The 24,923-nt window shown below is 62.8% G+C and carries 18 protein-coding genes; 4 read left to right on the forward strand and 14 right to left on the reverse strand.

Annotated elements, in window-relative coordinates:
* The first annotated feature begins 75 nt into the window (after nt 1-75).
* Complete coding sequence (gene uvsE, locus ACY65G_RS16755) at nt 76-963, forward strand: UV DNA damage repair endonuclease UvsE (protein ID WP_464998459.1); 888 nt, start codon at nt 76-78, stop codon at nt 961-963.
* 18 nt (nt 964-981) lie between these two features.
* On the opposite strand, the gene ACY65G_RS16760 is transcribed toward uvsE, so the two are convergent.
* Together ACY65G_RS16760 and pepN are read right to left on the reverse strand one after the other, a co-directional pair.
* A complete protein-coding gene (locus ACY65G_RS16760; RefSeq protein WP_464998460.1) occupies nt 982-1,242 on the reverse strand; it encodes a hypothetical protein in 261 nt (86 codons plus the stop codon).
* Between the two features lie 196 nt (nt 1,243-1,438).
* Nucleotides 1,439-4,069: an aminopeptidase N gene (gene pepN / locus ACY65G_RS16765; RefSeq protein WP_464998461.1), complete on the reverse strand. Its 2,631-nt coding sequence runs from the start codon at nt 4,067-4,069 to the stop codon at nt 1,439-1,441.
* 130 nt (nt 4,070-4,199) lie between these two features.
* Between pepN and ACY65G_RS16770 the strand changes: the two genes are divergently transcribed.
* A complete protein-coding gene (locus ACY65G_RS16770) occupies nt 4,200-4,655 on the forward strand; it encodes a GNAT family N-acetyltransferase (protein WP_130186342.1) in 456 nt (151 codons plus the stop codon).
* Complete coding sequence (locus ACY65G_RS16775) at nt 4,652-5,026, forward strand: nucleotide pyrophosphohydrolase (RefSeq protein ID WP_464998462.1); 375 nt, start codon at nt 4,652-4,654, stop codon at nt 5,024-5,026. The genes ACY65G_RS16770 and ACY65G_RS16775 overlap by 4 nt, the downstream gene beginning before the upstream one ends.
* A gap of 172 nt (nt 5,027-5,198) precedes the next feature.
* Here the strand turns inward: ACY65G_RS16775 and ACY65G_RS16780 are convergent, their stop codons facing one another.
* From ACY65G_RS16780 to tssF, 6 genes are all read right to left on the reverse strand, one after another.
* Nucleotides 5,199-6,797 carry a tetratricopeptide repeat protein gene (locus ACY65G_RS16780; protein WP_464998463.1) on the reverse strand — a complete coding sequence of 533 codons (1,599 nt, stop codon included), beginning with the start codon at nt 6,795-6,797 and terminating at the stop codon, nt 5,199-5,201.
* A 2-nt stretch (nt 6,798-6,799) separates the two neighbouring features.
* Entirely contained in the window at nt 6,800-8,875 is a 2,076-nt protein-coding gene (locus ACY65G_RS16785; protein WP_464998464.1) for a phospholipase D-like domain-containing protein, read from the reverse strand.
* A gap of 313 nt (nt 8,876-9,188) precedes the next feature.
* The gene (locus tag ACY65G_RS16790; protein ID WP_464998465.1) at nt 9,189-9,443 is read right to left on the reverse strand and encodes a PAAR domain-containing protein; all 255 of its coding nucleotides are present in this window, start codon (nt 9,441-9,443) and stop codon (nt 9,189-9,191) included.
* A gap of 50 nt (nt 9,444-9,493) precedes the next feature.
* Nucleotides 9,494-12,247 (reverse strand): type VI secretion system Vgr family protein, encoded by a 2,754-nt coding sequence (locus ACY65G_RS16795; protein WP_464998466.1) that lies wholly within the window; start codon nt 12,245-12,247, stop codon nt 9,494-9,496.
* On the reverse strand, nt 12,244-13,260 hold the full coding sequence (gene tssG / locus ACY65G_RS16800) for a type VI secretion system baseplate subunit TssG (RefSeq protein WP_464998467.1): 1,017 nt from the start codon (nt 13,258-13,260) through the stop codon (nt 12,244-12,246). Before tssG ends, ACY65G_RS16795 begins: the two co-directional genes overlap by 4 nt.
* Complete coding sequence (gene tssF, locus ACY65G_RS16805; protein WP_464998468.1) at nt 13,224-15,041, reverse strand: type VI secretion system baseplate subunit TssF; 1,818 nt, start codon at nt 15,039-15,041, stop codon at nt 13,224-13,226. Before tssF ends, tssG begins: the two co-directional genes overlap by 37 nt.
* A 125-nt stretch (nt 15,042-15,166) precedes the next feature.
* Between tssF and tssK the strand changes: the two genes are divergently transcribed.
* Complete coding sequence (tssK, locus tag ACY65G_RS16810; protein ID WP_464998469.1) at nt 15,167-16,501, forward strand: type VI secretion system baseplate subunit TssK; 1,335 nt, start codon at nt 15,167-15,169, stop codon at nt 16,499-16,501.
* Nucleotides 16,502-16,505: 4 nt separating this feature from the next.
* Here the strand turns inward: tssK and ACY65G_RS16815 are convergent, their stop codons facing one another.
* From ACY65G_RS16815 to ACY65G_RS16840, 6 genes are all read right to left on the reverse strand, one after another.
* On the reverse strand, nt 16,506-17,333 hold the full coding sequence (locus ACY65G_RS16815; protein WP_464998470.1) for an alpha/beta hydrolase family protein: 828 nt from the start codon (nt 17,331-17,333) through the stop codon (nt 16,506-16,508).
* 84 nt (nt 17,334-17,417) lie between these two features.
* The gene (locus tag ACY65G_RS16820; protein WP_464998471.1) at nt 17,418-19,889 is read right to left on the reverse strand and encodes a TonB-dependent receptor plug domain-containing protein; all 2,472 of its coding nucleotides are present in this window, start codon (nt 19,887-19,889) and stop codon (nt 17,418-17,420) included.
* A gap of 129 nt (nt 19,890-20,018) precedes the next feature.
* Nucleotides 20,019-20,525: a RidA family protein gene (locus tag ACY65G_RS16825; RefSeq protein ID WP_464998472.1), complete on the reverse strand. Its 507-nt coding sequence runs from the start codon at nt 20,523-20,525 to the stop codon at nt 20,019-20,021.
* 12 nt (nt 20,526-20,537) lie between these two features.
* Entirely contained in the window at nt 20,538-20,939 is a 402-nt protein-coding gene (locus tag ACY65G_RS16830; RefSeq protein ID WP_464998473.1) for a c-type cytochrome, read from the reverse strand.
* Nucleotides 20,936-22,525 (reverse strand): flavin monoamine oxidase family protein, encoded by a 1,590-nt coding sequence (locus tag ACY65G_RS16835; protein WP_464998474.1) that lies wholly within the window; start codon nt 22,523-22,525, stop codon nt 20,936-20,938. Before ACY65G_RS16835 ends, ACY65G_RS16830 begins: the two co-directional genes overlap by 4 nt.
* Before the next feature lie 496 nt (nt 22,526-23,021).
* Complete coding sequence (locus ACY65G_RS16840) at nt 23,022-24,815, reverse strand: Mu transposase C-terminal domain-containing protein (protein WP_464998475.1); 1,794 nt, start codon at nt 24,813-24,815, stop codon at nt 23,022-23,024.
* Between the last annotated feature and the right edge of the window lie 108 nt (nt 24,816-24,923).

Genomic DNA, 24,923 nt, shown 5'->3' on the forward strand with positions numbered 1-24,923 from the left:
ACCCGCTGCGCGGCGCCCCGCGGCCCGGAGGCCGGGCTAGAATCCGGGACTTCCGTCACCTTCCCTATTCCGGCCATGCCTCCACACCTGGGCCTCGTGTGCATCACCGTCTCGAACGCCGTGCGTTACCGTACCGTCACGCGCAAGCGGCTGCTGGAACATTCCCTCGACGGCCAGCGCAAGCTGCTCGACGACCTGTACCGCAGCAATATCCAGGTCCTGGACAACGCGCTGCGCTACTGCGAGCAGGAAAACATCAGGCTGTACCGCATGCCCTCTTCATTGTTCCCGTTTTCGGACGAGGACATCGGCCGCGAAGTGCTGGCGCCGTTCGCGGCCACGCTGGGGCGCACGGGCGCGCGAGCCCTGGAACGGGGCATCCGGCTCGTGATGCACCCCGACCAGTTCGTGGTGCTCAGTTCCGATTCGGCCAGCGTGGTGGAAAACAGCATCAAGATCCTGCAGATGCATGCGGACATCATGGACTTGCTGGCACAGCCGCGCACGCCATGGGCGCTGCTGGAAATCCACGGCGGCAAATCCGACCGCGACGACACGCTGGTGGCGAACATCGCCCGCCTGCCCGATACGATCCGCTGCCGCCTGGGCCTGGAAAACGACGAGTACGCGTACAGCGCCAGCGAGATCCACGACATCTGCCTGCGCACCGGCGTGCCGATGGTGTTCGACGCCCACCACCACATCGTGCATGAAAAGCTCGACAGCTACGAGCACCCGAGCGTGGGCGAAATGCTGGACAAGGCGCGGACCACCTGGGCCGTGCCCGAACACCAGCTGGTGCATATCTCGAACGGCCGCGCGTCGTTCAACGACCGGCAGCATTCGGACCTGATCACCACGATGCCGTCGGCCTATGCGCGCGCGCCGTGGATCGAGATAGAGGCGAAGTCGAAGGAGGATGCGATCAACGGCCTGGCCGGCTGGCGGGCCGCGGCCGGCTGACAGGCCTGTACTGCTGCTTTATTTCTGTGGCTTCGCCGGGGCCTTGGCGGCGGGCTTGGCTGCAGGTTTCGCTGCGGGCTTGGTGCCGGCGGCTTCGAACAGCGTCTTGGCATCCTTGTGCGCCTGGTCGACATTGCGCAGCTTGGCGCTTTTATCGTGCGGCACAAAGAATTCCTTGTCCTGCGCGGCCATCACGATCTTGACGGCATCGTTCTCGGGGATATCGTATTTCTCGAAGATGAGCGTTGTCACTTCGTCCAGGTATTCTTCGTAGGTCATGGGGGGCTCCGGTGAAGGCGGCATTGTAGCGCGCCCGAAAAACCGGTGACAGACACCAGTTAATCTGGAATATTTCTCGAAAAGCGGTGACAGACACCGGTTTTTTGACTTGCCAGGACAGTTGCGTCGATCCATACGGCAGGTTCAGCCAGTAAAAACGCCGGCTTGCGCCGGCGTTTTCACGAAGCGTGTGCCCTTAACCGAGCGGCACCGTCATCGCCTTGCGGATGGCCACGCAGCGCGCATCTTCCTGCTGCGTTTCCAGCAGCGCGCGGCGGGTGCCGGCGGCCAGGTCCTTGTACTGCGCGGCCGCGTCACCCAGGCGCTGCACGCTTTGCGGCGTGCACGTGGCCGGGATCATCGATGCGCCGAAGCTGCGCATGTAGACAGGGCCGGCGGCCTTGTCCAGCTCCGGCAACTGCGTGAGGCGCTGCGCGGCGCTTTGCTCGCTGAGCGTGGCTTGCGCGGCCGGGTACAGGTTTTCCATCACCGTGCGGATGCGCGAGAACGGCAAGTCCGTGCGCAGGTCGGCGATCTTCGACAGCCACTCCGCCTTCACCGCCGGATCGGGGCGCGCCACCTGCGCGGCCAGCGCGGCGGCCTGGCCGGAATCGGACTTGTCGCGCGCTGCTTCCGCTGCCAGCAGTTTGTCCGCGCCCGGATAGTTCCGCTCGGAGAGCTGCTGGACGATCGCCCAGCGCACATCCTGGTTGATCGTCACGCCGTTCGGCACGCCGCGGTTTTGCAGCAGGCCCGCAAGGCGGTCCAGTGCCTGCTTGCTGCCGGCGAATTCCACGTAGGCGCCAAGCCAGCGGCGGCGGAAGTTTTCATCCTTGCCCCCGCCGATGCCCTGCCATGCCATCGTCTCCAGCGCCTGCACCGTCTTGCCGGTGTAGGCGGCATCCGGTGCCATCTTCTGCAGGTAGCCGACGCCGGCGCGCACCTTGTCGAGCACATTGCCGAGCAGCGCATAGTCGGTTTCACGCGGCGCGTTGTTCAGGGCAGTCTGCATGAAGTCGTTGAGCGGCAGTTCGCCATCGCGCACGCCATCCCACATGCTTTGCCACAGCATGCCGCGCAGCAGCGGCTCCTCTACCTTGCTGACGCTCGTGCGCGCGGTGCCGAACGAACGCGTATCCAGCTTGACCTTGGCATAGCCCCAGTCTTCGTAATTCGGATAGACGAGATCCGGGCATGCCGCGCCCTGCAGTTCCGGCACCGGCGTGCTGGCGCCCTTGTACGTGACGGCGAGCTTGCGGTCCAGGTTCAGCGCCTTGCCCTGGCTGCGGAACAGCGCCACCTGCACGCGCTGCTCGCGCAGCACCGGATGCTCGCCCGGCGCCGTCTGCGCCAGGCTGAAGGCATCGATCTTGCCGCCCTTGCAGGTGTAGTTCGCGGTGACCGTGTTCACGCCGGGCTGGTACAGCCAGTCCTGCGTCCACTGCGACAGGTCGCGGCCCGCCGCCTCGCCCAGGCTGCCGATGAAGTCGTCCAGCTTCGCATTCTGGAACTGGTACTTGACGAGGTAGTTGTGCACGCCGCGCCGGAACGTTTCCTCGCCCAGCAAATGACGCAGCTGCTTCAGCGTGGACGCGCCCTTCGAATAGGTGATCGCGTCGATGTTGTCGAACGCATTCGCCGTGGTGGCCACCGGCACCTCGATCGGGTGCGTGCCGAGCGACTGGTCCTGCCGATAGGCGGCCGTCTTGCCGTGCGCGTAGAAGTACTGCCAGGCGTTCTTGAACTCCGTGGATTCGGCGGTGCCCAGCGTGCCCATGAACGATGCGAAACTTTCGTTCAGCCACAGGCCATTCCACCATTTCATGGTGACGAGATCGCCGAACCACTGGTGCGCCATCTCGTGCATGATCACGGACGCCAGCGAATGGCGCTGGTCCGTCGTCATCTTGTCCTTGTGGAGGAAACGGCCCTCGGCGAACGTGATCGCGCCAGCGTTTTCCATGGCGCCGTACAGGAAGTCCGGCACCAGCAGCTGGTCGTATTTTTCGAACTGGTACGGGATGCCGAAGTACTCGTCGAAGAACGCCAGGCCCTGCTTCGTGAACGTGAACCAGTCCTTCGGATCCACCTGCGCGGCGACGGACTGGCGCGCGAACAGGCGCATCGGATATTTGGCGCTGCCATCTTCCCAAATCTTGTAAGGGCCGGCATGCAGCGAGAAGTTATACGGCGACAGCTTCTTCGACACGGGGAACGTCCAGCGCTTGGCGCCTTGGGCATCCTCCACTTTCGATTCGCGCGTGGTGGACACGACCACCCAGTCCGCCGGCGCGGTCACGTTGACCTGGTAGGTGGCCTTCAGGTCCGGCTGGTCGAACAGCGCGAACATCTGCTGCGCGGCGGCGGGCTCGAAATGCGAATAGGTATAAACGCGACCATCGACGGGATCGACCATGCGGTGCAAACCCTCGCCATTGGTGCTGTGCAGGCGTTCGAAGCTGACCACGACGGTATTGCGGCCCTTTTTCAGGTCGCTCGCCGCAATGGTAATAAACCAGTTGTTGTATTGCGGCGTGACGGTCTTGCCGTTGACGGTCAGCGATTTGACGGTAGCCTTGTTCAAGTCGATCGTCAGCGGCGCCGAAGCATCCTTGAGATCGAAATCCAGCGTGGTCGTGTTGGCAAAGGTTTCCTTGCCCGTGAGCGTGAAGTCGAGCCGGTAGGCGACGTTCGAGACGCGTGCGGAACGGGCTTCGGCGTCGGCTTGCGACAGCCATTCTTTTTCGGCGCGCGGCGCGCCGGCAGCCAGCACGGAAGGCGCCGCCAGCAGCAGGGAAGAACCAAGAAGGGTCGAACCCAACGTCAAGGCGACAGCTTTTGATAGAAGCGGTTTCATCATTATCCTTGTGAGATGTCGTGCGCCCAGTCGACCACCGATCGGGCGGCGCGGGAATGATAACATCACCGTTTCCTTCAAAACACTGCCGAATTAATCCATGCAAGTCACCTTTGAAACGCCGGACCAGCCGGACGTGCACGCGCTGATCGCCGAACTGGATGATTACCTGTATTCGCTCTATCCGCCCGAGAATGTGTATGCGCTGGACATTGCTTCTTTACTCGCGCCGAACGTGGTGTTTGCCGTGGCGCGCGATCCTTCCTCCGGCTCGGCGCTGGGTTGCGCGGCTGTCGTGGTGACACCGGAATATGGCGAGATCAAGCGGATGTATGTGCGGCCTGCCGCGCGTGGGAAGGGCTTGGCGCGGCGGTTGATTTCCACACTTGAAGAAGCGGCTGCTGCGCGCGGGTGCTCCGTGTTCATGCTGGAGACGGGGCCGACGATGCCGGAAGCCCTGGCCTTGTATGAACGCATGGGGTACCGGCATCGCGGGGCTTTCGGGGATTATCCGGAGGATCCGCTGTCCGTATTCATGCAGAAGGAATTGGCGTGAGTTCTTCCCTTCCTACTCCCTCTCTCGACACGTTGAGCGAGCTGCGCGAGCTTACGCGGGCGTTCGCGGCGGAGCGGGATTGGGAACAGTTTCATACGCCGAAGAACCTGGCCATGGCTTTGTCGGTCGAGGTGGCGGAGCTGGCGGAGCATTTTCAATGGCTGCGTACCGGTTCGCCTGACGAGCTCGATGAGCGCAAGCTGGAAGGGATTCGGCACGAGCTCGCGGACGTGCTGCTGTATCTGGTGCAGTTGGCTGATGCTACTGGAGTGGATTTGCGGGCGGCGGCGTTGGAGAAGGTACGGCTGAATGGGGAGAAGTATCCAGCTGCTGTCGTGAAAGGTGATTCGCGGAAGTATGACGAGTATTAAAGTGATTTAGCTGCCGGTCCGTTGGGCTTGCACGGGCCAGCAGGTTTGCTAACGTTCAGAGGGATGCGATCAGCTTCGCGCCATATTGCGTCATGTCGCCGTCGCGCGCATACAGCACCTTTATGGTTGGCCTTCTGGTGTCCGAGAAAGCCAGGAAACGAAGGCCCGCGATTCACTTGATGTCCACATCCAGTCCCTCTGGTCCGGAATCATCCAACATATGCCATGACACGTCCTGTTCAGCGATCGGCAAATGCCAATCGCGCTCGGGATGTGGAAAAGGCCGTCCTTTGACAATCCACGATTGTCGCGAAGGTTGATTGATCAGCGCTTGAAGCGGATGCCCGCTTTTCAGCCACGGTTGCCAGATGCCGCTGACAGGACAGGTCTCGTCGGCCGCCGTACTGCGGAGTGGCGCCAAGTACGGCATTTCACGCGTCATGCCCTTCGGTGCGCGAGGCGCGATGGCGCCATGGTCATGGGGGATCGTGATGTAGTACTCCCATGTGACGCCCTGGATTGAACGATGATCGTCTGGCAGGCGGATCGTTGGGAAGTTTTCACCCTTCTTGTACAAACCGGGTTGTATCGCAGCGATGTGTTTTTGAACCTGCTCAGATTGCGCGGGTGCCAGTGGCTTCCAGTAACCTTCAAACGGAGCTTTTCCCGTCGCGGTTTCGCCGGTGGGTCGCAGAGCGTACGCGGCATCAAGGAAGTGCCGGCCCATTGCCTGCGATGTTGGTGACGAGGTTGGCAGTTTGCTCGGAGCCAGAGTCACGCCACGTGCCGCATAGAGCAAAGTGTCGCGGTCGCCGTTCCAGGGCGGTAGTGCTGCTGGTGGCAGAGGGAGCACCTTGTCCAAATTCGGAAACCGGTCGGATGGGTCGAACCGCAAGGCATGACCAATCGTCTGGTAGCGCTTGGCACGTGCCGGATCAATATAAGGGGCTGGTGAATACGCCAGATCGATGGGATCGCTGAACTCGACAAATAATTCAATTGCGCACTCGTGACAACCAAATTTAGCCCCCTCGTGAAGCGCTTTTAATGCACGAGCTTTGTTTTTTTCCGTTGGCTCTGCATACCCAGGATTTGCGTAAAGCAATTCAAGATATTCTCCTGCCGGCCCGTAGCCTTGTGACAGCGCGCATTCAAACATCTTGATGGCGACAGGGATATTTGACCAATACCCGGGTAGTGCGCCATCCGTGCCAGCCCGCATCTTCTCCGCAAGGAAGTGCATTGAGCCTCCGTTACCCATTTGTGCTGCCTTCTGCATAAATGCGTATGCCTTTGTCGAATTCGCAGGCACACCCGTTCCGTTCAGGTAATAAGTACCCATCCTGTCATAGGCCGCTGGTATTCCTAGGCGCATGGCTTCCTCAACGAGTTTTACCGCGTCCTCGGCACCACGAGATGGATCTCGTCGTTCGATATAAAGACTTGCCAAATTCAGCATGGCTTTCCAGTGCCTCCGCTCGGCGGCCTGCTGCATCAACCGGACGATGGATCGATAGTCTTTATCGTCCGTATAAATGTCTGCACTGTCGAGTGCAAGCGATTCGCGAAACCACTGATCCGCCTGGGAATCAATAGGCGGAACGGCCGTAGCTTCTATCTTGCAGGCGAAATCAGGCATGTGCGGATGAAAAAGTGTTAGTACTTCATTGCGGGGAAGAGTCTGCATTGGCGGCTCCTTTGCTTTACAAGCAGAAAAAAATATGACGGTTATGATCGTGAGAAAAAGCCGAACATGAGTAGGCGTTTTCATGCTCACCCCAATCGAATAATCGAGCTGCGTTTATCCTCCAGCTGCAGGATGTGCCCAACCAGTTCCTTTGTTTCTACGCTTTGTTTTTTTGCTAATACCCTCGCCTTGTTCGTACGCATGAGTTTGGTCCATTTGTCGAATGCAACTACTATTTCGTCCTTGCTTCCTCGTCCCCCACTGGCGGTACCGCCCGTCAACTGACCCCATACATCCGTGCGCAATTTCTCCGCGTGCACAGGATCTATCAACGAAATATTGATTTCACTATCGACCGCCATGCTGCGGTGATTCAAGTTTGCACTGCCCAATGTCAGGAACAGGTCATCGACGATCATTAACTTCGAATGAATGTAGATCTCCCGATAACGCCATCGGCTGCCCTCTTCACCGCATGCGTAGAGCATCGCCACGCAAGCCCGGATGCCGTAATCCCGCTCGAGGCGTGCCATGTCCGGTTTGTCGATGCTGTTTGCATGCTCCACGACATTTACTTCCTGGGTGACTGCAGACTTAATCTTAAGTGTTGTTGCATATGGTGCCTTCTTTGACGTGTTGTTAACACCATCGATCAATTCTTGTTGTTTATATAGCCCTCCATGCAGTCCCAATGTCGCCACGGCGTCATACGTACGGGGTATCATCTGCGCTCTCTCGGGCGTCGGCGTTACGATGAATACATGCATAGGCGCCAGATCGCGTAGTGTTTTACCAGCCGCACCGCATGCCTTGTTATATAGCGCACAGCTTTTCTTGCGCGTCTCGATCAGCCGCCGAGACCATTCCTCGTACTGGAAGTACTGGTTCTCGACATAGATATAGCCGGCCCCCATCGTGGCGTTGTCAGTGGCGGTGAAATAGCTGTCGCGGATACTGATGTCGCGATCTTCCGCAGAAGTACGAACGATTTGCGCAGTACAGTCCCCGCTTGCGGGTTTTCCGAGCAGCAGGGACGGACCGTTCTCCAGATCGCGAACATCCATCAATGCTTTTACTCTCTGTGCCTTGACCTTGCTGTAACTGTCGCCTTCCCACGCAGCAGTGAAATTCTTGTAAAGGCTAACCAGGGTGCCGCCGCGCTCGATGCGGCAGGCATAGTCACGCATGGGTTTCAACGTCTTGAAGCCGGCGTCTTTGAATTGCTGAATGCTCTCGCTGGCCTCCTTCTCACCACCTTCTTCGCGACGTGGATCTTCCAGTATGTGCTCTGCGGTGTCCCAATAGTCCGTAACCGAATTCAGACCCATTACATAACCGACGGCTTTTTCGCCGTCTTTGTAGTCGTAGTCAATCAGGATTGGTTTTTGGTGGTGGGTACCGCCTCCCACCATGGCTGCATATTCCTCGCCCCACGGCGTTGCGCCATGGCGCTGTCCTTTGGTCGCACGGGAGAGATTGTCTGCGACATCTAAGGGGCGACCTTTTCGCGTCCTGATGGAAATCCCTTTTAAATTGCCTTTGAAGGCGGCCTGGTACCAATAGCTGCAATATTGACGTCGTGCGGATAGAGGGATTTCATCTTTTGTCTTTGGCAGCAGCGAGGCCAATACGGGAGTGCGCCTGCGCTTTGCTATGGGTGACGTTGCTTCGGCCATATATGACTTCAGCATTGCTACGCTTTTCTTGGAATCGATTTCGTCGGCCTCGAGTTCTCCGGCATACCAGGAATCCGTATCGTGGCCGTAGCCCGGCATGTTGTATGGGTGGGCGGGCCCTTTGGCGATAGGGTCATACCACACCAGCAAGCGAACTTTGACTTTACGTTTTCCTGCAGCGATCAGGAGATCGCCGTATGTATCGCCGCGTGGCCACTGGCTACCCGTTCTCTTCAGTTCCATTCCTGGATCGAATCCCCAGCAGATGAGGTCGATCGTGTCCTCAGCCTTGGCTATCTGGTCGGCGATGTCCGCGAAACCTTCGGCGCCGCAAATAAAGAAAGTGAGTTTGTTGTTGTGCGATATGGGATGGGTAACAGCGCCATGTCGGTTCAAATTTTCTTGAAGCCATTGAACAGTGCAACGCGCCGTGCCGGTTTTTTCGTCGATATAAGTTGTTTCGGTACGCCTGGTAGGATCGCTCATGTGTGCCTCTCTCTGAATAATTCCGTTTGGAAACTATAGATTGGACATGTATTTCGACGTTGAGTGATCGCAACTATTCGCCGAAAGGACCCTTTAGCTGTATTCGGCCGCTCACAGATTTGACGACCGTATTGCGCTGCTATGGCTCGTTCACCGCCATCGGCGCGAGCGGCCCATAGAAGCGCAACGGTGCGAGCATGTTTATGTATAGGCCCGCTGGCATGTTGTTGCACCTGTTGCTGGTATAGCTAGCCAAGATGGCAATATCGAGACATCGTGAAGGCCAGAAACCTATCGTTGCGATTCCAAATCGTCAGATGGTCGAAATCAGTTTGGCCCCACAAACGGTTGTGTCCCCGTCATATGCGTACTGCTTGCCCTTATGCTGATTACCCGAGCTGCCGGAATTAATTGGAAAGGTCCCCTTGCATTGCGGGCATGACGCCATGTCGCCAGCGAGTGCGACCGGCTTACCCAACACCACCGTGCCTGATGCAGCCGTCAATACGCGGCCGCCGTGCGTCGTAGGATCTCCAATCCGGATCACGCCTTTTCCCTGATGCTTCATTTCGTCCCCCTCGAAGGCTCCTAATCGAAGTCTCCCGGCTTGTAGTGGTATCAGTATTTATGCTCGCGCCCGTCAGCGGTATCGTTCAAGGCGCGGTATCCCTCGTTCGATTTCAGTTTTTCGTCATCGGAGTCGGGATTTCGATCGAAATCTTCCACACGAAGAGCAAAGCGATCGCCATTGGCGAGCATGACCTCGTACTTCTCGGTTCCGGGCTCGTGGTCGAACTCCATTTGACCTTTGTCGTTGGTGAGGCCGGTCTTTATCTCCTCGCCATTCTTGTAGATGACATACGGCGTCTCTGCATATGGCGTACCGGATGCAGAATGTGGCTGAAGAAGCGGCCGCAGTTTGATCCGCTCGTCCTTTGCCGCGGAAGACGAATCCTCCTCGCTTTTCACGCTTCGATCCGGTTGCGGTCGATTCTGCGGACCGAGAGTCTCCAGGTTGCAGTGGAACTGGACAGGCGATTGCGAATAGACCTGTATCTTGTCTGCGATCTCGATCATCGAACCGGCACCATGCAGCCGCAGGCCTTTCCTGCCGCGCAGCTCGATCCAGTCTGTTTTACTAAGCACGCGCATTACCTTTTCCGCGATCAAGTCGATGTCGTCACTCTCGGCACGGATCTCCACTTTGCCTGCCGCTGCGATCAATTTCATTCCCAGCTTTTGTACGAACAGACGCGCGCCTTGCCGAACGCTGGCAAAAAATCCACCCTGTGCTGCTATCGAGAGGTTGGCTCCAGCTGTCAGTGCGATTTGCTGGGCGCCTGTTAGATGCACCGACTGGGTGGCCGTGGCAGCAATGCCGGCAGCACTGGAGAGCACCATATGGGGTGCCGAAAGCTCGGAAAGGTCGCCGTCGCTACTTTTGATGCCGTCGATCTGTGCCGCGATTGACTGTGCGCTATTGGACTGGCCAGTGTTCGCAGCATCGCGCTGTTCCGCCAATGTCGCCAATGCTTCGTGTTGCTCGTGTGCCTTCGTCAACCGTGCTGTCGTTTCCCCAATGGCTTTCATGGGACCGGCGACACCGCGTCCGGCTTCCGTGGTGAGCAACAAGCCTTGGGCTGCACGTGTTACGCCATGACCATCAGTGCGTAGTTCAAAACCCGCGCCGCGTTGCTCCTTGTGCCCGCCGTGCTCCTCCAGCCGATGTATCCGCCCCAACGACAACTGACTATCCAGATGATCACTCCGCAACTGCGCCTGAATCTCCCCCTTTGTATCGTCCAGCACGAGCTGATTCCCCCGCACATCCCCCACCTCACGCGACCGCAACCCGGATAAAGCCCGCTGCGAAGACAACTCCCAGGGCACCCCATGCGCCGCGTTGTAAACCACGCCGGTGACAATCGGCCGATCCGGGTTATCGCCCAAAAATTGCACGACAACTTCCTGCCCCACCCTCGGCAACCCGATTTGCCCGAACTGCTTGCCGGCCATCGGCATCGCCACCCTCACCCACGCCGAACTGTATTCATCACGCTTGCCCAGCCGGTCCCAGTTAAACTGGATCGTGATGCGCCCCAGCCCATCGGTATGGATTTCTTCGCCCTGCGGACCGGTAACGATCGCGGTCTGCACGCCCGGCGCGGGTGGTGGCGAGCTATGAAAGCCCCGCCCCGGGCGCCACGGCGTGGTTTTACGCAGGCAGGTGAACGAGTTCCTGTAGTACGAAGGTTCGCGCTTGGCGGAATCCAGATTGTTGGCCGCCGAATGGCACACCGCCACGACCAGGTACTCGCGGTTGCCGATCGGCTCGCTGATCATCGACTGCTGGAACGGCCACTTCATCGAAGCGCTGTGATGATCGGCCAGCACGAAGCTGCGGCCTGGCATGGCACTGGGGTCGTTGCCTTCCGCCTCGAAGAACTGCACCGTGCGGTCCGATTCCTCCATCCGGCGCCTGGCCAGCGGTTCGCCGTCATTCCAGTCGCGGTAGCCGTAGGCGCCCAGGTTTTCGTAGACGCCATGGGACGGTACGTCGCCTTGCTGGTTCATCGACTCGTACATCAAGGCCTGCGGCAACGGATTCTTGTAGTCGAAACTGCCCAAGGTCACGCTGGCCGGGCCTACGCGGCGCACCGCTTGCCATTGCAGGATGCCGTCGCCCTCGGCGGAGCCGGCATACGCGCGATACGGCATCGTTCCCGGCTCGATATCGCGCGTGCCACAGGGGTCGATCACGTCGGCGTTGGTGCTGTCATCCGACAGCCAGAGCGTGTGGCCGTCGGCGCGATGCTCGTACCAGTAGTGCAGTCCCGCCGCTTCCCAACGGCGGTGCAGGTGGTTGTAGTCGGTCTCGTTGTACTGGTTCATGCACGTGACCTTCGGGTCTTCACCCCGCATGCGCAGTTTCCAGTCATGCTCCTTGTAGTGGGCAAAGGTCTTTTCGGTCATCTCCAGCACGCTGGTGGCCAGGAACGACACGCAGTCCTCGCGCAGCTTCGCGAACGCCAGCCAGGGTTCGAGCACCGCGTGGTAGTAGACGAAGCCACCATCGGTTTTCAGGAAGCGGAACTCGGTGACATAGCCGTTGAAGTGACGCTCGGTGCCGTTGTCGCGCACCAGCGAGACCGTCATCATCCGGCCGACCATGGATTTGAGCGGGATCGACACATCGTCCGACAACAGTTCCACCTCGAAGCGAAAGCCCCGCGACAGCGCTTCCTCGGCATGCAGCGTGTTGACCACGAGGGTGGCGTCGGGCCCGTCGCCGTTCGGAAAATGGGAGCGCAGCAGGCGGCCCGTCTGCTGCAGGCGGTCGAGCGACAGGGCACCCGGCGGTAACAGGGTCATGGATTGTCTCCGTAGAGTTTCGGTTTCAGCAGGTAGCGGATTTCGCGCTGGCGGCTGCGGCCCGGTGCGTCCGGCATGAAGGTGTCCCAACCCAGTCGGAGCTGCTTGCCCGGCTTTGCCGAGAGCACGAGCGGCCGGATGCATTCCGGGCCGGGCAGCAGGCAGACCTCGTATTCGAGCAGCGCCTGTGCCATCACGGTCGCCACCAAGCGGGACAGCAAAACTGCGCCCTCGCCGCGCGGCAGCAGCCAGTCGTACTGCGCGCGCTTGAGCGGGCCGATGACGATGCGGATCCGGTGGTCCACCCGCCACAGGCGCCGGCCGACCATGGTGCTGGTGCCGAGCTTCGGTTTCGTTACGCCCAGGATGGTGCGCTGTGCAGGGTCGACGACCTGCCAGCAGCCCACCATCGAGTCGACGCGCACCGGCAGACCCAGCTCGCCGGCGAGGATGCATTCCAGCGTGGCCGCGGAGACGGGGCGCACCCGCAGCAGGCCGGCGTACCATGCCTCCGTATCGAGGCCGGACTCCTCCTTGCCGGCAAGCGCCTGCAGGCGCGCGCGCCAGGCATCCCGGCCCTGCGTATCAGCCATCACTTCCTGCCGGTTCATGGCCCACGACTTCCAGAACAGCCCCACCATGCGCGTCGACAGGAAATCCAGGAAGGCACGGGTACCCGTTTCGGTGGTGGCGGCGCGGGCGAAGCGATCCGTATCGTGCACGGGCAGCGTGCCGGCGGTGCCCAGCAGGCCGATGCAGGTCGGCGTCATCACGACACGCGGACCATCCGGCTGGTCCTCCGTGCGTATCGCTTCGATCTCGCTGGCCGGGAATGCCAGCGACATGCTGTTCTCGAAGCGCAGCGATTTCACCAGTGCGTCATCGGCCGGCACGCCGCGACGCGCGAACCAGCGCAGCACCTGCGTCACGGCGGGCAGGAAACCGAACCGCCAGGGTTCGGCGAACAATTGCCCGATCAGGCCGGGCTCGCGTTGCCGCTGCGGCGTTTGCATCGCAGGATCTCCTTTTGGTCGCGCTGCGACAGCAGCACCAGTTCCACGTAGTGATTGGCCTGCACGTACATGGCCAGGAAGTGGTCCATCACCTGGGCAAAGAGGTGGATGCCACTGCCGACGAATGCCTCCTCGTCCACCGTGATGCGCACTTCGAGGCCATTGACCAGCGAGGAGCCCCGCTTGTGCTTGACCCACGCCGTGGTGATCGCGTGGTCGAGGCTCACGATGCCGTCGATCATCCGCTGCGTCACCGGGGTGGCGGGCAGGTCGTGCAGCTTGAGCAGCTCCTTGAATTTGCTTAGCCCTCCCGGCACCAGCGCGTGGTGGTTCAGCGTCAGGTGCGAGATCAGGCGCCAGTGGTTCTGCCCATCCTTGAAGTGATGCGTCAGGCTCGGCTTGGCCAGCAAGCGCACGGCCGGACCGCCCGCCGTGCCAGGCAACGCCAGGTCGCCGGTGGCGGCGCCGTACCCGAGCTGGTGTGGCAAGTCGCGGTTGGTGCAGGTGACATCGACGGACAGCGAACTGCGCTCCACCTTCAACGCTTCCGCATCGATGTCCACCAGCGTCAGGCGCTTCTCGTGGCCGGGGCTGATCGCGGCCAGCACATCGTCGTGGCGCAAGACCCAGTGGCGGCCGCGCCCCGATGCGGCATGCCCCCTCGCGTACAGCGGCGTGAATTCGACCGGCTCGGCGTTCTTCGCGTGCTGGCGCACGGCATCGACGGAGTACACCTCGTAGGCTTGCGGGCGGGGTGCGTCCGCCACCAGCGAGTACTCCGATGCCATGCCGGTCACGGCAACCGGCCTGACAGGATGCTTGAACAGGTTGACGGCCGGGGTGCAGAACAGGCGCAGGTTCGCCGGCTCCAGCAGGCGCAGCATGCGCGCCGCGTTGCTGTCCGCCGGCATGCGCGACAACGCAAGATGCAGGGTGACGCTCCGGGCATCCATTGGCACCAGCGTGCGCAGCGCAGCCAGGTCGATGTCGAAGAAGCGGAATTTCTCCGGAAAACAGAAGTACTCCGTCAATATCCGCCACGCCCGGTGCGAGCGGTCGCCGAACGGGATCAGCGCCTCGCCTTCCGCGCAGCCGGCCGGGGACAGCGGTATCGCCGGCAATGGCAGCCACTTGCCGCCCGGCGCTTCGACATAGACCCCGCTGACATGCATGAACAACGTGTCGTGCAAGGCGGCGCAGAACGATGGATCGCCGTCGGCCAGCACGCGCAGCGTGTCCAGTGCTATCTGCGGCACCGCCAGGCGGGGCGAAACGGAAGCGATCGTGATCGACAGCGATGCGGTCGCATCGGCCGGGAGCTGCGTGCCCGAAGGCGCCTGGATCAGCGGTTCGAAGCGCGCGCCGGCGATCGCGAGCGGCGCCACCTTCACGGCCGTCGACGTGCGGAACTTGCTCCGCGTACCTTGCACGGGCTGGGATTCGAGGACCGTTCCCCGCTCGATGATCCGCACGCTCGACAGCTCCGCCAGTTCCTTTTCCAGGTAGGCAAAACAGATCGTCGCGCAAGAAGGAAAGCGCCGCAGGTAATGGGGGAACAGCGAGTCCAGCAGGGCTTCCGTGAATTGCGGAAAGCCGTCGTCGATCCGCTTCGCGACGCGCGCCGCCAGCAGGGCCTGCGCCTGGATCAGCCGCTCGGCTTGCGAATCCCTGTCGCCAATGCCCAGGCGGTCGGCCAGGCGGGGAAACCGGGCGCAAAATTCGGCGGCATAACCGCGAATGACCACCAGTTCGCGTTCAAAGTAGGGAAGGACATCTTTCATGATCGGGCAAGGTAGTGGCGGGAAGGCTCATTATTCTTGAGCTTTCCAACAGGCAATTTGCGCCGACTCAAGGAAATGCCGCTCAGAAACATTCATGCTTCACCCATTCTTACGAGAGGAGAACCATGAGCATTCATTCGAAAGTCCTGTGGGGCGAAGGCCTCACTTTCGGTCCGCAGCAGATGCAGCGGGCGGACCTGTACCACGAGACGCGCCTGCAGCAACTGGCGCTGACGATCAGTCCATCGCTGTGGGGCGTGCGCAAGGCGGAGTGGAACCTGGACATGCTCGGCAACAGCACGCTGATGGCCGACGGGCTGTCGCTGCTGTTCCAGGATGGCGAGATCTTCGATGCGCCGATCTCGGATCCGGCGCCGCCTGCCGTCGACCTGTCGGCGCTGGATGCCGAGGAACAGGTCTTCACGTTCTACGCGGCGCTGCCGCACCTGAATGAACACGGCGGCAATCTCGCATCGTCCGGCCGCTACATCCGCAAGGACGTCGAGATCGCCGACCTGTTCACCAGCGACCTGTCGCTCGATGTCGAGTTCCTGACCAAAAACCTGAAGTTGATACCGCACACGGAGGCGCGGACGGCCTACCTTTCCTTCCCCGTCGTGCGCATCAAGCGTTCGCCCACCGGCGGCTTCGAACTCGACCCCACCTTCATCCCGCCATCGGTCACGCTGGCCACGGCTGCCGCCCTGCCCGGCATGCTCGACGCCCTGCTGGCGAAACTGAACGCCAAGATCGCGGCGCTGTACGAGCGCCATCGCCTGAACGGGCGCCAGGCGTTCGAAGTGCACACCGGCGATGCATCATCGTTCTGGATGCTCAACGTGATCTGCACGGCGGCGGCGCCCCTCACGCACTGCGCGCGCTATCGCCAGCACCATCCGGAATACGTGTTCGACAAGCTGACGGCGCTGGCCGGCGGCCTGATGACGTTCTCGCCGAAATACGCGCTGTCCGACCTGCCGGCATACCAGCACGACGATCCGGGCCCCGGCTTCCAGCGGCTCGACATGATGATCCGCGACCTGATCGACACGGTGATTTCCTCGCGCTACTTCATGCTGCCGCTGTCGGCCGATCCGGTGAAGACCACGCTCCACCACGGCGTGCTCGATCCGGCGCGCGTGGAACGCCGCACGGAACTTTGCCTCGCGGTGAGTGCCGACATGCCGGCACTGGAACTGGTGGCGGCCGTGCCGCTGCGCTTCAAGATCGGTTCGCCGGACGACGTGGAGCGCCTGATCGGCATCTCGCTGCCGGGCGTGGAGCTGGTGCACATGGCGCAGGTGCCCGGCGAGGTGCCGGTGCGGCCGAACACTTACTACTTCTCGCTCACGGCGAAGGGCAACCTGTATGACAACATGCTGAAGGCGCAGGCGATCACGATCTATGCGCCGACCGGCATGAAAGGCATGCGGATGGAGCTGTTCGGCATTGCGCCGTAGTTTTTCAGGGGGCTTGCAGCGCCTGCAGGATGGCGCGTTCGACGAGCGGCCAGCAGGGCGAGCAGGCCGCCACTTCATCGTAGTGGCTCGCTCCCGGCAGCACGACCACCTCGGCCGCGTCGCCGGCGGCACGGGCGCGGTGGGCATAGGCTTCGGCCACCGACGGCGGCGACACGGTATCGAGTTCGCCGTGCACCAGCACCGTGCGGATACCGGCCGGCAGCATCTCGGCCGGGGACGTATCGGCAAACACGTCCGGCCGCGCGGCGCTCGGCTCGCCGGCCAGCTGCGCCGTTTCGCGTTCGCAGCTCGAACGGATCAGCGACGCCTGCAGCCGCAGGTCGGCAAGCCCGCCCAGGCTGACCACGGCGGGAATCGGCAAAGGGTCGGCCACCCATGCCGGGCTCCATTGGGGCAGCCTGTGGCGCGACACGGCCCATTGCGCCAGGTGGCCGCCGGCCGAGTGGCCGACCGCCACGATGCGTTTCACGTCGAGTGCCGGCTGGCCGCGCAGCAGGTCGATGGCGGTGGCCACGTCCTGGTACATGCCGGGATAGCCGCCCCCCTCCTCGTCATGCCGGCGGTATTCCACGCTCCATACCGCGATGCCCTGCGCGGCCAGCGCGCCGGCCATGCTGTGCATCTGCGTGATGCCGCCGTACTGCATGGTCCAGCACCCGCCGTGGACCAGCACCGCTACCGGGAAAGGTCCATCCCCGGGTGGCAGGAACAGTTCGACGAATTGCGACGGCGCGCTGCCGTAGGGGATGCGCGCATCGGGCGCGGGGCCGGTGAGCGCGAGGTAATCCTGCAAGGTCATCGGAGAGGTCATGGCGGCCAATGAAAAAACGGGGCAGCGCGCAGTATAGCGCCCTGCCCCGCCGTGCCGCATCACGTCACGTCACGTCACGCCACATCAGTACTTGAAGCTGGCGCGTGCGTAGTAATAGCCGCCGTTGATGCCGAACGGCGAGAACGACGGGTACTGCGTCACGGCCGCCGTGTCCAGCCGGTCGCGATAGGCGGCGGCCAGTTCCGCGTTCACCTTGTCCGGATATTTGTTGAACAGGTTGTTGGCACCGGCCGACAGCGTCCAGTTCGGGTTCAGCTTGTAGCTCACCTCCAGGTCCGTGATCGCGGCATTGCCGATCTCGTTCTTGAAGTAGGTGCCGCCATCCGGCGAATCCCATACATACGACTTGCCGTACAGCGCCTCACGCAGGTTGATCGTCCAGTCGCCCACGCGCCATAAGGCGCCCAGGTTCACGCGGGTGCGCGGCGATGCCGTTTCCAGGTTCGAGATCGCCGTGCGGTCCAGCAGCGTTTGCGGTTGCAGCTGCGCCGGCGCCTGGTTGATCTTCGTTACGCGCACCTGGTTCCAGTTGGCCGCCAGCGACCAGTCCACGCGGCCATACGTGCCGTAGTTGCTGTTCACGGTGGCCACCAGCTCCAGCCCGCGCGAGCGGGTATTGACGGCGTTGGTGAAGATGTTGATGCCCGTTTCGCTGACGGTGGGATCGAGCACGTTGCCATTGGCGAGGATCGCCGCCACCACCGCCGGCGAGTTCACCGCGCCGCCGGAGCCGTACACGGAACCCGAGCCCACGATGCGGTCGCGGATCTTGATCTGGTAGGCGTCCAGCGTGATCGACACATTGTTCGCGGGGTTCAACACGATGCCCGCGGAGAGGTTCGTCGACGCTTCCGGCTTCAGGCCGTCGATGCCGACCAGCGTCGCACCCGCCGAATTCGGCGCCAGCTGCACGAACGCGCTGGTGGGGCTCACGTTGGTGGCCGAGTAGTACGATTCGGCCAGCGTCGGTGCCCGGAAGCCGTTCGAGTAGGTGCCGCGCAGCGCGACCGTGGGCGTGAAGTCGTAGCGGCTCGTCAGCTTGCCCACTTTCGCATTGCCGAAGTCGCTGAAGTGTTCATAACGCGCCGCCAGGTCGACCGTCAGGCCGGCGATCGGGAACGTGATGAAGTTCGCGTAGATCGCCTTGTTGTTGCGGTCATGCTTGCCGGCGTCCGTCAGCGAAAAGCCGGGATACGATTGCGAGCCCTCCTTGTAGCGCGAGTATTCGTCGCCGGCCTGGATCTCGTATTCATCGATGCGGTGCTCGAAGCCCATCGCGAACGTCGACGGCTTCGCCCAGCCCATGTCGATTTCGCGGGAGACGTCGAAGTTGTTGGTCCACTGGCTGGCGACGAACGTGCCGGCATGGAACACGGTCGGCGTGAAGCCGGTATCGCGGTACAGCGACACGTTGGCCGAATCGATCACGCCGATTTCCGCCTTGTCGCGCCCATAGGTGGTCGACACTTCCCAGTTCCACGCGGCGCCGAACTTGCCGCGCGCGCCGGCCGTGAAGGCGTAGTCGATCTCCTTCATCGTTTCCTTCGGACTGAAGCCGAACGGATATACCTCCGGCAGCCGGTTCGGCATTCGGTAGTTTTCATAGGCCCGCGCTTCCTTCTTGCCCCATGTGGCGAAGGCGTACAGCGACGTGTCGTCGTCGATGTCGTAGCCCGCGTTGAGCGCCAGCGTGTTCAGGTGGTACTGCGCATCGCCGGCGATCCGGTTCAGGTTCGGGTAGCCCGGTATCTGCAGCAGCGGCATGGCGGCGATGTTCTGCGGCGCCGTCAGGCGCGGATCGACCGCACCGCGGTTGCTGTAGCCGTGGTAGCGCGATTCGCCCGTGATGCTGATGAACGACTTGTCGTTGGGCGCAAAGCCGATGTTGGCCGTGCCGTCGCCAGTGTGGCCGCCACCGTCGACATAGGCGCCGCCGTTCACGTTGCCGGACACGCCGCGGTTGTTCGATTTCAGGATGATGTTGACCACGCCGGCAATCGCGTCGGTACCGTATTGCGCGGCGGCGCCATCCTGCAGCACTTCGATGTGGTCGATCGCGGCCACCGGAATGTAGTTCAGGTCGGCCGCGGCACCGCCCTGGTACGGGCCACCCAGCACGGCCAGGTTGGCGGTGCCGTGGCGCCGCTTGCCGTTCACCAGCACCAGTGTGTTGTTCGGCGACAGGCCGCGCAGCCGTGCCGACAGCGTGAGGTTCGCCGTGTCGCCGCCGAACGCCTGCGCGGTGAACGACGGGATGTTCTGGGCGATGGCCTGGATCAGGTCCGGCTGGCCGGTGCGCTGCAGCGAGGCCGCATCCAGCACCTGGATCGGCGACGCGCTGTTTTCCGCCTTCAGGCCGCTGGCGCGGGTGCCGGTGACGATCACCGCGCCCATCGATACGGGCGCGCCGGCGGCACCGGCCATGTTTTCCGCTTGCGGTTCGGGCTCCGGTGCGCCGCCCGGCTCGGCGGCGAACGCCAGTCCGGTGTGCAGCAGCATGGCGGCGGCGCCCGATGTGATGATGGCCTTGTGCATGGTGATTCCTTTTCTTGTAGTGAAGATGGAAAAACGGGTGCGGCGAAAAACGGGCGTAAAGGGTCCTCCCGCCGGCACGGATGCCGGCAGCTTCCCCAGGGCCTTTAGCCCTTATGCGGGTTCAGGCGTCTATTTTTTGGCGGCGACGACCTCGATCTCGACCAGCCAGCCGGCGGAGTTCAGTCCCGCCACCTGCATCACGGCGCGGGCGGGCAGGTTCGGCTGCGGGCCGCCGAAGAATTGCGTGTAGCCTTCCATGAAACCCTTGGTGTCGGCCCGGCCGCCCTTCGACGGATCGCCCACCAGGAACACCTGCATCTTCACCACGTCGCCCATCGTGAGGTTCATGCCTTTCAGGATTTCCTCGATCTTCTTCAGCACGCCCACGGTCTGCGTTTTCGTGTCGCCGTAGGCGGCGATCGTGTCGGGGTTGGCGGACTTGTCGATCATCGGCGGCACCTGGCCGCTGATGAAGTGGATCGTGGCCGCCGGCGGGATCGTCACGGCTTGTGCGATCGGGAAATCCGAGCCGGGGATCTTGTGGCGGACAATGTCCTGCGCCTTGGCCGCGGTGGTCGCGAACGTGGTGGCGATGGCGGCGGCCATCAGGAGAACGGAGGCGAAGTGCTGTTTCATGAAGGCTCTCTTTCAGTGTTTGTTGGACAGTTGGCCGGCCGAGAACAGCTCGGCCGAAATCTCGGTGCGCAGCGCAGCCACGTCCTTGTCGGACAGGCCCTCCGCCTTGTTGCCCCAGCTGGAGCGGGCATACGTGAGCACGGCGGCGATATCGCCATCGGTGAGGCTCTGCGAAAAATCCGGCATGCCGCCGCGGCCTTTCAGCAGCACCGTGGCCGGGTCTTTCGCAGGCCCCTGCACGAACGCGTTACCGGCCAGCGCGGGGAACGCGCCGGGAATGCCCTTGCCGGTGGCCATGTGGCAGGCGGCGCAATTCTTCTGGTAAATGGCCTTGCCGTCGGTGGCGCTTGCGTGCAGCGGCGCGGCGGCCGCGAAGCCGACCAGGGCCATCAGGGCGGAAAAATGCCGGCTCATGCCATGGCCCTTTCATGGATGCGCGCCATCTGCTGCCACGCCGATTCGATGGCGCCGGCCTGCCAGCCGGTCAGGTACGAGAGGTGTTCACCGGCCAGCAGCACGCGGCCTTCGCCCTCGAGCAGCACCGGATAGGCGTTCTTGCGGCTGTCGTCGTTCCACTCGGCCCAGCCGCCCAGGTTGTACTGCACGCGGTGCCAGGCCACGGAGAAGGCGCTGTCGAACGCGTCGCGGTAGGCCGGGAAGATCTTTTCGCCGGCGGCCAGTGCGAACTCGGCGCGCTCGGCCGGGCTCAGGCCACTGACCTCGATCGCCGCGGTCTGGTAGTTGTAGTAGCCCAGCACCACGCCCTTCTTCTTTTGCCAGCTGGTGGACGGCAGCGAGATCGTATTGATGCCCTTCATGTCGGTCAGCACGTGGCCGCCGTAGATGTGGTCATCCTCTTCCCAGAAGCGGCGCTTCATCTGCAGGCCGATCTTGCCTACCGGCGCATAGGCCACCGACTTGATCGCGGCCTTGAAGCCGTCGGAGAAATCGGTGTCGACCATGCGCAGCGTGGACAGCGGCATGGTGCACAGGCAGAAATCGGCCGTGACCGCGCTTTCCTTGCCGGTCTTCGTGTCCTTGAAGGCGACCGTCACGTTGTTCTCGCCGTGGCTGATCTTCTGCACTTCGGCGTTGTAGCGGATGTGGCGCCCCACGCGCTTCTCGAACGCCTTCGCGATCGCATCCATGCCGCCTACCGGCTGGAACATCGTGTTCTGCATCGGATAATCCTGCACGGCGCTGTAGATCTTCCCCACGCCCGAAGCCAGCAGGTCATGGAAGGCCAGCGGGTCGGAGAACGCGCCCGGCCCGGGGCTCACGCCGGCGCCCGGATTCACGGCGAAGCCGCGGCCGCTGCGGCCTTTATAGCTGAGGTCGCCCGCTTCCAGGTGGCCTTCATGCTTCAGGTAGTCGAGCAGCGCGCGCTGGTCGTCGCTGGAGAGGGTCTTGTCGAGCTGGCGGTCCTGCACCGACTTGGCCAGCAGCTCGGCCACATGTCCCCGCATGTCGGCCTTGATCTGCGCGGGGCGCAGGCGCTGCTTCGCCAGCGGGCCGCCGTTTTCCAGGTAGACGAACGAATGGTCATTATCGTTCACCATTACTTCCAGCGGCACGTCGAACTGGCGCGTGTAGTGCAGCGTGGACTGGTGGTGCAGCGGGATGCGCCAGGGGCCGTGGTTGATGTACTGGCCCTTGTCGAAACTGCAGCGCTGCGTTTCGCCGCCCAGCTCCGTCAGTTCGAAACCGCCGCGGGCCGTCTGGCAGCGGCCACCGGCGAAGCCACGCGCTTCCAGCACCTGCACTCGGTAGCCCAGCTTCGCCATCTCGTACGCGGCCGTCATGCCCGCCAGCCCGGCGCCCAGGATCACCACCGACTTGCCCTTGCCGCTGCCCGCCAGCGCCGGCGGCCCGGACATCGTCGACGCGATCCCCATGCCCCAGGAATTCATCGCGTTCAGCAGCAGGCCCGTGCCGCCCACCGCGGCTGCACGGTAAAGGAAATCACGCCGCGTCAGGGCTTTCGTCAATCCACTCTTCATCGCTGCTCCTTCTTTCGTTGATGAACATGCTTGCATGGAGGTATCTAGCAATCGGCATGCCATTGCCTGTTTGGTAAGCACTCTTTTTGACGACGCGAATGAAGTGGTTTCGGCAACGAGCCTGCTGCCGCTGCCCGACGCGACCGGCCGGGGAGAACGGCACTGCCGGCGTCATACATTGTTTGGCGGACGGCGCTGCAGCAAAGTCCGTGCGGCATTGCGCAGTGCACCATGGCGACGCATCGAAAATTTACTGCCGCACGGCACTGCAGCAATGGCTGAGCCCGTGTTGTCGGAGCATGCTCCGACTGCCAGGCACCGGGACATGGGCTCGGGCATGGCGAAGGCAGGCGAAACTTGCTACAGCACGGCACCGAAGCAATGGATGAGCCCGTGTCCCCGTGCCAGGCACCGGGACACGGGCTCGGGCATGGCGAAAGCGCAAAAAAAAGGCGCGCCGGGTGGCGCGCCAAAAATACAACGAGGGTGAAGGAAATCAGGTGACGAAGCCGGCGACGATGCGTTCGAAGCTCGGGTACTGGCTCGTAGGCTGTGTACGGCGCAGCGGGGAATCCGGCCGGGTGAACGGCTGTGCGGCGGCGGGGCCGCGCAGCACCGGCTGGCAGGCATGGAAGCGCATCGGCGCGGCCGGATCGGGCAGGTACACGCGGTCGCCCGGGTGTTCGCCGAGTTCGTCGTAGGCCAGGCGCACGACCCAGCGGCCGCGCTGGCGGGCGCGCTCGAACCAGCGCTCTTCCACCGCCTTGGCACAGGTGTACAACTGGCCGTCCAGGCTGATCCCTTCCTCGGTCACCAGCGCATCGTGCAGCGGCAGCAGCGCGCAGTGCACCACGTCTTCGGCATACTGCTTCAGCGCGGCACCCCGTTCGCGGGCTCCCCAGTCCCACAGCTGCAAAGGTGCCGGTCCATCTCCGGTGCCCTGCAGGTTGTGTTCGAGGATCGCGTCGATGACGAGGCGGCGGAACTGATGGATGCCGAGTGCTCCGTCCAGCGGCCCCAGGTCAGCAGGCGCCGCGGGCGACATGGCCGGGGCATCCGCGCGCAGCAGCCCGAAGCGGCGCTCCAGCGCGGCCCTTGCCGGCACCTCGGCCGGGATGCCGGTCAGGCAGCGCACGCCGAAATTGTCCTGCAGCGCGCGGCCGCCATCGCCGCCGGCCAGCGCGCCAGGCACCAGCAGGCGTTCCGGCAGGTGGCGGCAGGGCCAGTCCTGCGCGGCGATCGCACGGCCGTGGCGCAAGGCCTGGCGTGGCTTGTCCGCGGCGCAGTTGGCGAGCGCCATCAGCGCATGCCGCCATGCCGGCGCTTCCAGGCTGACGTAGAAGCCCGTGACCATGCCGCTGAACATGTCGCTGACGAGATAGATGACGGGCCGTCCGGCCAGGCGGCGCCGTTCGCCACCGGCCACCAACTGCACATCGGCCCGCACGGCGGCCACCTGGAACGCGGCACCGGGGCGGCCCTCGACATTCACCAGCGCGTGCGGCGGCAGCGGCAGCGGCCGTGGCGCGGGCCGCAGGATGCGGCCCTGGTCGAGCCAGTAGTTGAATTGCCCGAAGCTGGGTATCGCGTCGCAGGCACCGGCCCGCACCACTTGCAGTGTCTCGGGCATCACGCGGCGTTCGCAGAAGAACTCGCGCAGCATCGTCTCGTAGGCGCCGCGCCGCGAAAAACGCGTGCCGGTATAGGTGGCCGCGGCCACACGGAACACGCGGCGCATCGGTTCGTCGACATTGATGCCGGGCGGTGCGCCGTCGCGACGCGGCCGGCCGCGCTTGATGCCGGCGGTGGAGGAGCGCGTCTTGCCGCGCGCGCCGCTGTTCGAATAATCCGGCAGCAGCGCGTTCGGCGTTTGCCCGCGCTGCCAGTAGCGGCGCAGGTAGCGGTAGATGGTGGGGTGGGACACGCCATGGCGTGCCGTGTAGTCGGCGATCATCTGGCCACGCCGGCGCGGCTCGTAGATGCCGGGTTCGTCGGCCGTCAGCGCCGCCACGATGGCCCAGGCCCGTTCGCGCAGGGCCAGGTGGCCCGGCTTGATGGTTTCCTGGTCGGCCAACACGAGCCATGGGTCGTCGGCCAGGCGAAGCGCCCGGCCCAGGGCCAAGTCCGCTTCCAGGTCCACCATCCGTGCCCGTTCCACGTCGCAGCCCTTGCCATCCATGTCGAACAGCCAGGCCAGCGTACGCGCCGGATCGATCCACAGCACGCGCACCGTGCGCCGGCGCGGCGCGGTGTATTGAAGTAAATCGTTTCGCAGTAAGGTATGCAACATCCGCCCTCCCCGGTCAAGAGAAGTAAATAAGGATGTCTATGCAATTACCGGGCCAGCCTGATGGCGGGCATTTGGAAGCATTTCAGCCCTGAAATGCCGAGCGTGCGG

It is taken from the genome of Pseudoduganella sp. jia 12, from assembly GCF_055502675.1.

Excerpts from the sequence above, each read along its gene's own strand:
- ACY65G_RS16785 (WP_464998464.1), bottom strand. The coding sequence starts at position 8,875 with ATGAGCGATCCTACCAGGCGTACCGAAACAACTTATATCGACGAAAAA.
- ACY65G_RS16770 (WP_130186342.1), top strand. The coding sequence starts at position 4,200 with ATGCAAGTCACCTTTGAAACGCCGGACCAGCCGGACGTGCACGCGCTG.
- ACY65G_RS16815 (WP_464998470.1), bottom strand. The coding sequence starts at position 17,333 with ATGACCTCTCCGATGACCTTGCAGGATTACCTCGCGCTCACCGGCCCC.
- ACY65G_RS16825 (WP_464998472.1), bottom strand. The coding sequence starts at position 20,525 with ATGAAACAGCACTTCGCCTCCGTTCTCCTGATGGCCGCCGCCATCGCC.
- ACY65G_RS16760 (WP_464998460.1), bottom strand. The coding sequence starts at position 1,242 with ATGACCTACGAAGAATACCTGGACGAAGTGACAACGCTCATCTTCGAG.
- ACY65G_RS16795 (WP_464998466.1), bottom strand. The coding sequence starts at position 12,247 with ATGACCCTGTTACCGCCGGGTGCCCTGTCGCTCGACCGCCTGCAGCAG.
- ACY65G_RS16820 (WP_464998471.1), bottom strand. The coding sequence starts at position 19,889 with ATGCACAAGGCCATCATCACATCGGGCGCCGCCGCCATGCTGCTGCAC.
- tssG (WP_464998467.1), bottom strand. The coding sequence starts at position 13,260 with ATGCAAACGCCGCAGCGGCAACGCGAGCCCGGCCTGATCGGGCAATTG.
- tssK (WP_464998469.1), top strand. The coding sequence starts at position 15,167 with ATGAGCATTCATTCGAAAGTCCTGTGGGGCGAAGGCCTCACTTTCGGT.
- tssF (WP_464998468.1), bottom strand. The coding sequence starts at position 15,041 with ATGAAAGATGTCCTTCCCTACTTTGAACGCGAACTGGTGGTCATTCGC.
- ACY65G_RS16840 (WP_464998475.1), bottom strand. The coding sequence starts at position 24,815 with ATGTTGCATACCTTACTGCGAAACGATTTACTTCAATACACCGCGCCG.
- uvsE (WP_464998459.1), top strand. The coding sequence starts at position 76 with ATGCCTCCACACCTGGGCCTCGTGTGCATCACCGTCTCGAACGCCGTG.
- ACY65G_RS16790 (WP_464998465.1), bottom strand. The coding sequence starts at position 9,443 with ATGAAGCATCAGGGAAAAGGCGTGATCCGGATTGGAGATCCTACGACG.
- ACY65G_RS16780 (WP_464998463.1), bottom strand. The coding sequence starts at position 6,797 with ATGAAAACGCCTACTCATGTTCGGCTTTTTCTCACGATCATAACCGTC.
- ACY65G_RS16835 (WP_464998474.1), bottom strand. The coding sequence starts at position 22,525 with ATGAAGAGTGGATTGACGAAAGCCCTGACGCGGCGTGATTTCCTTTAC.
- ACY65G_RS16830 (WP_464998473.1), bottom strand. The coding sequence starts at position 20,939 with ATGAGCCGGCATTTTTCCGCCCTGATGGCCCTGGTCGGCTTCGCGGCC.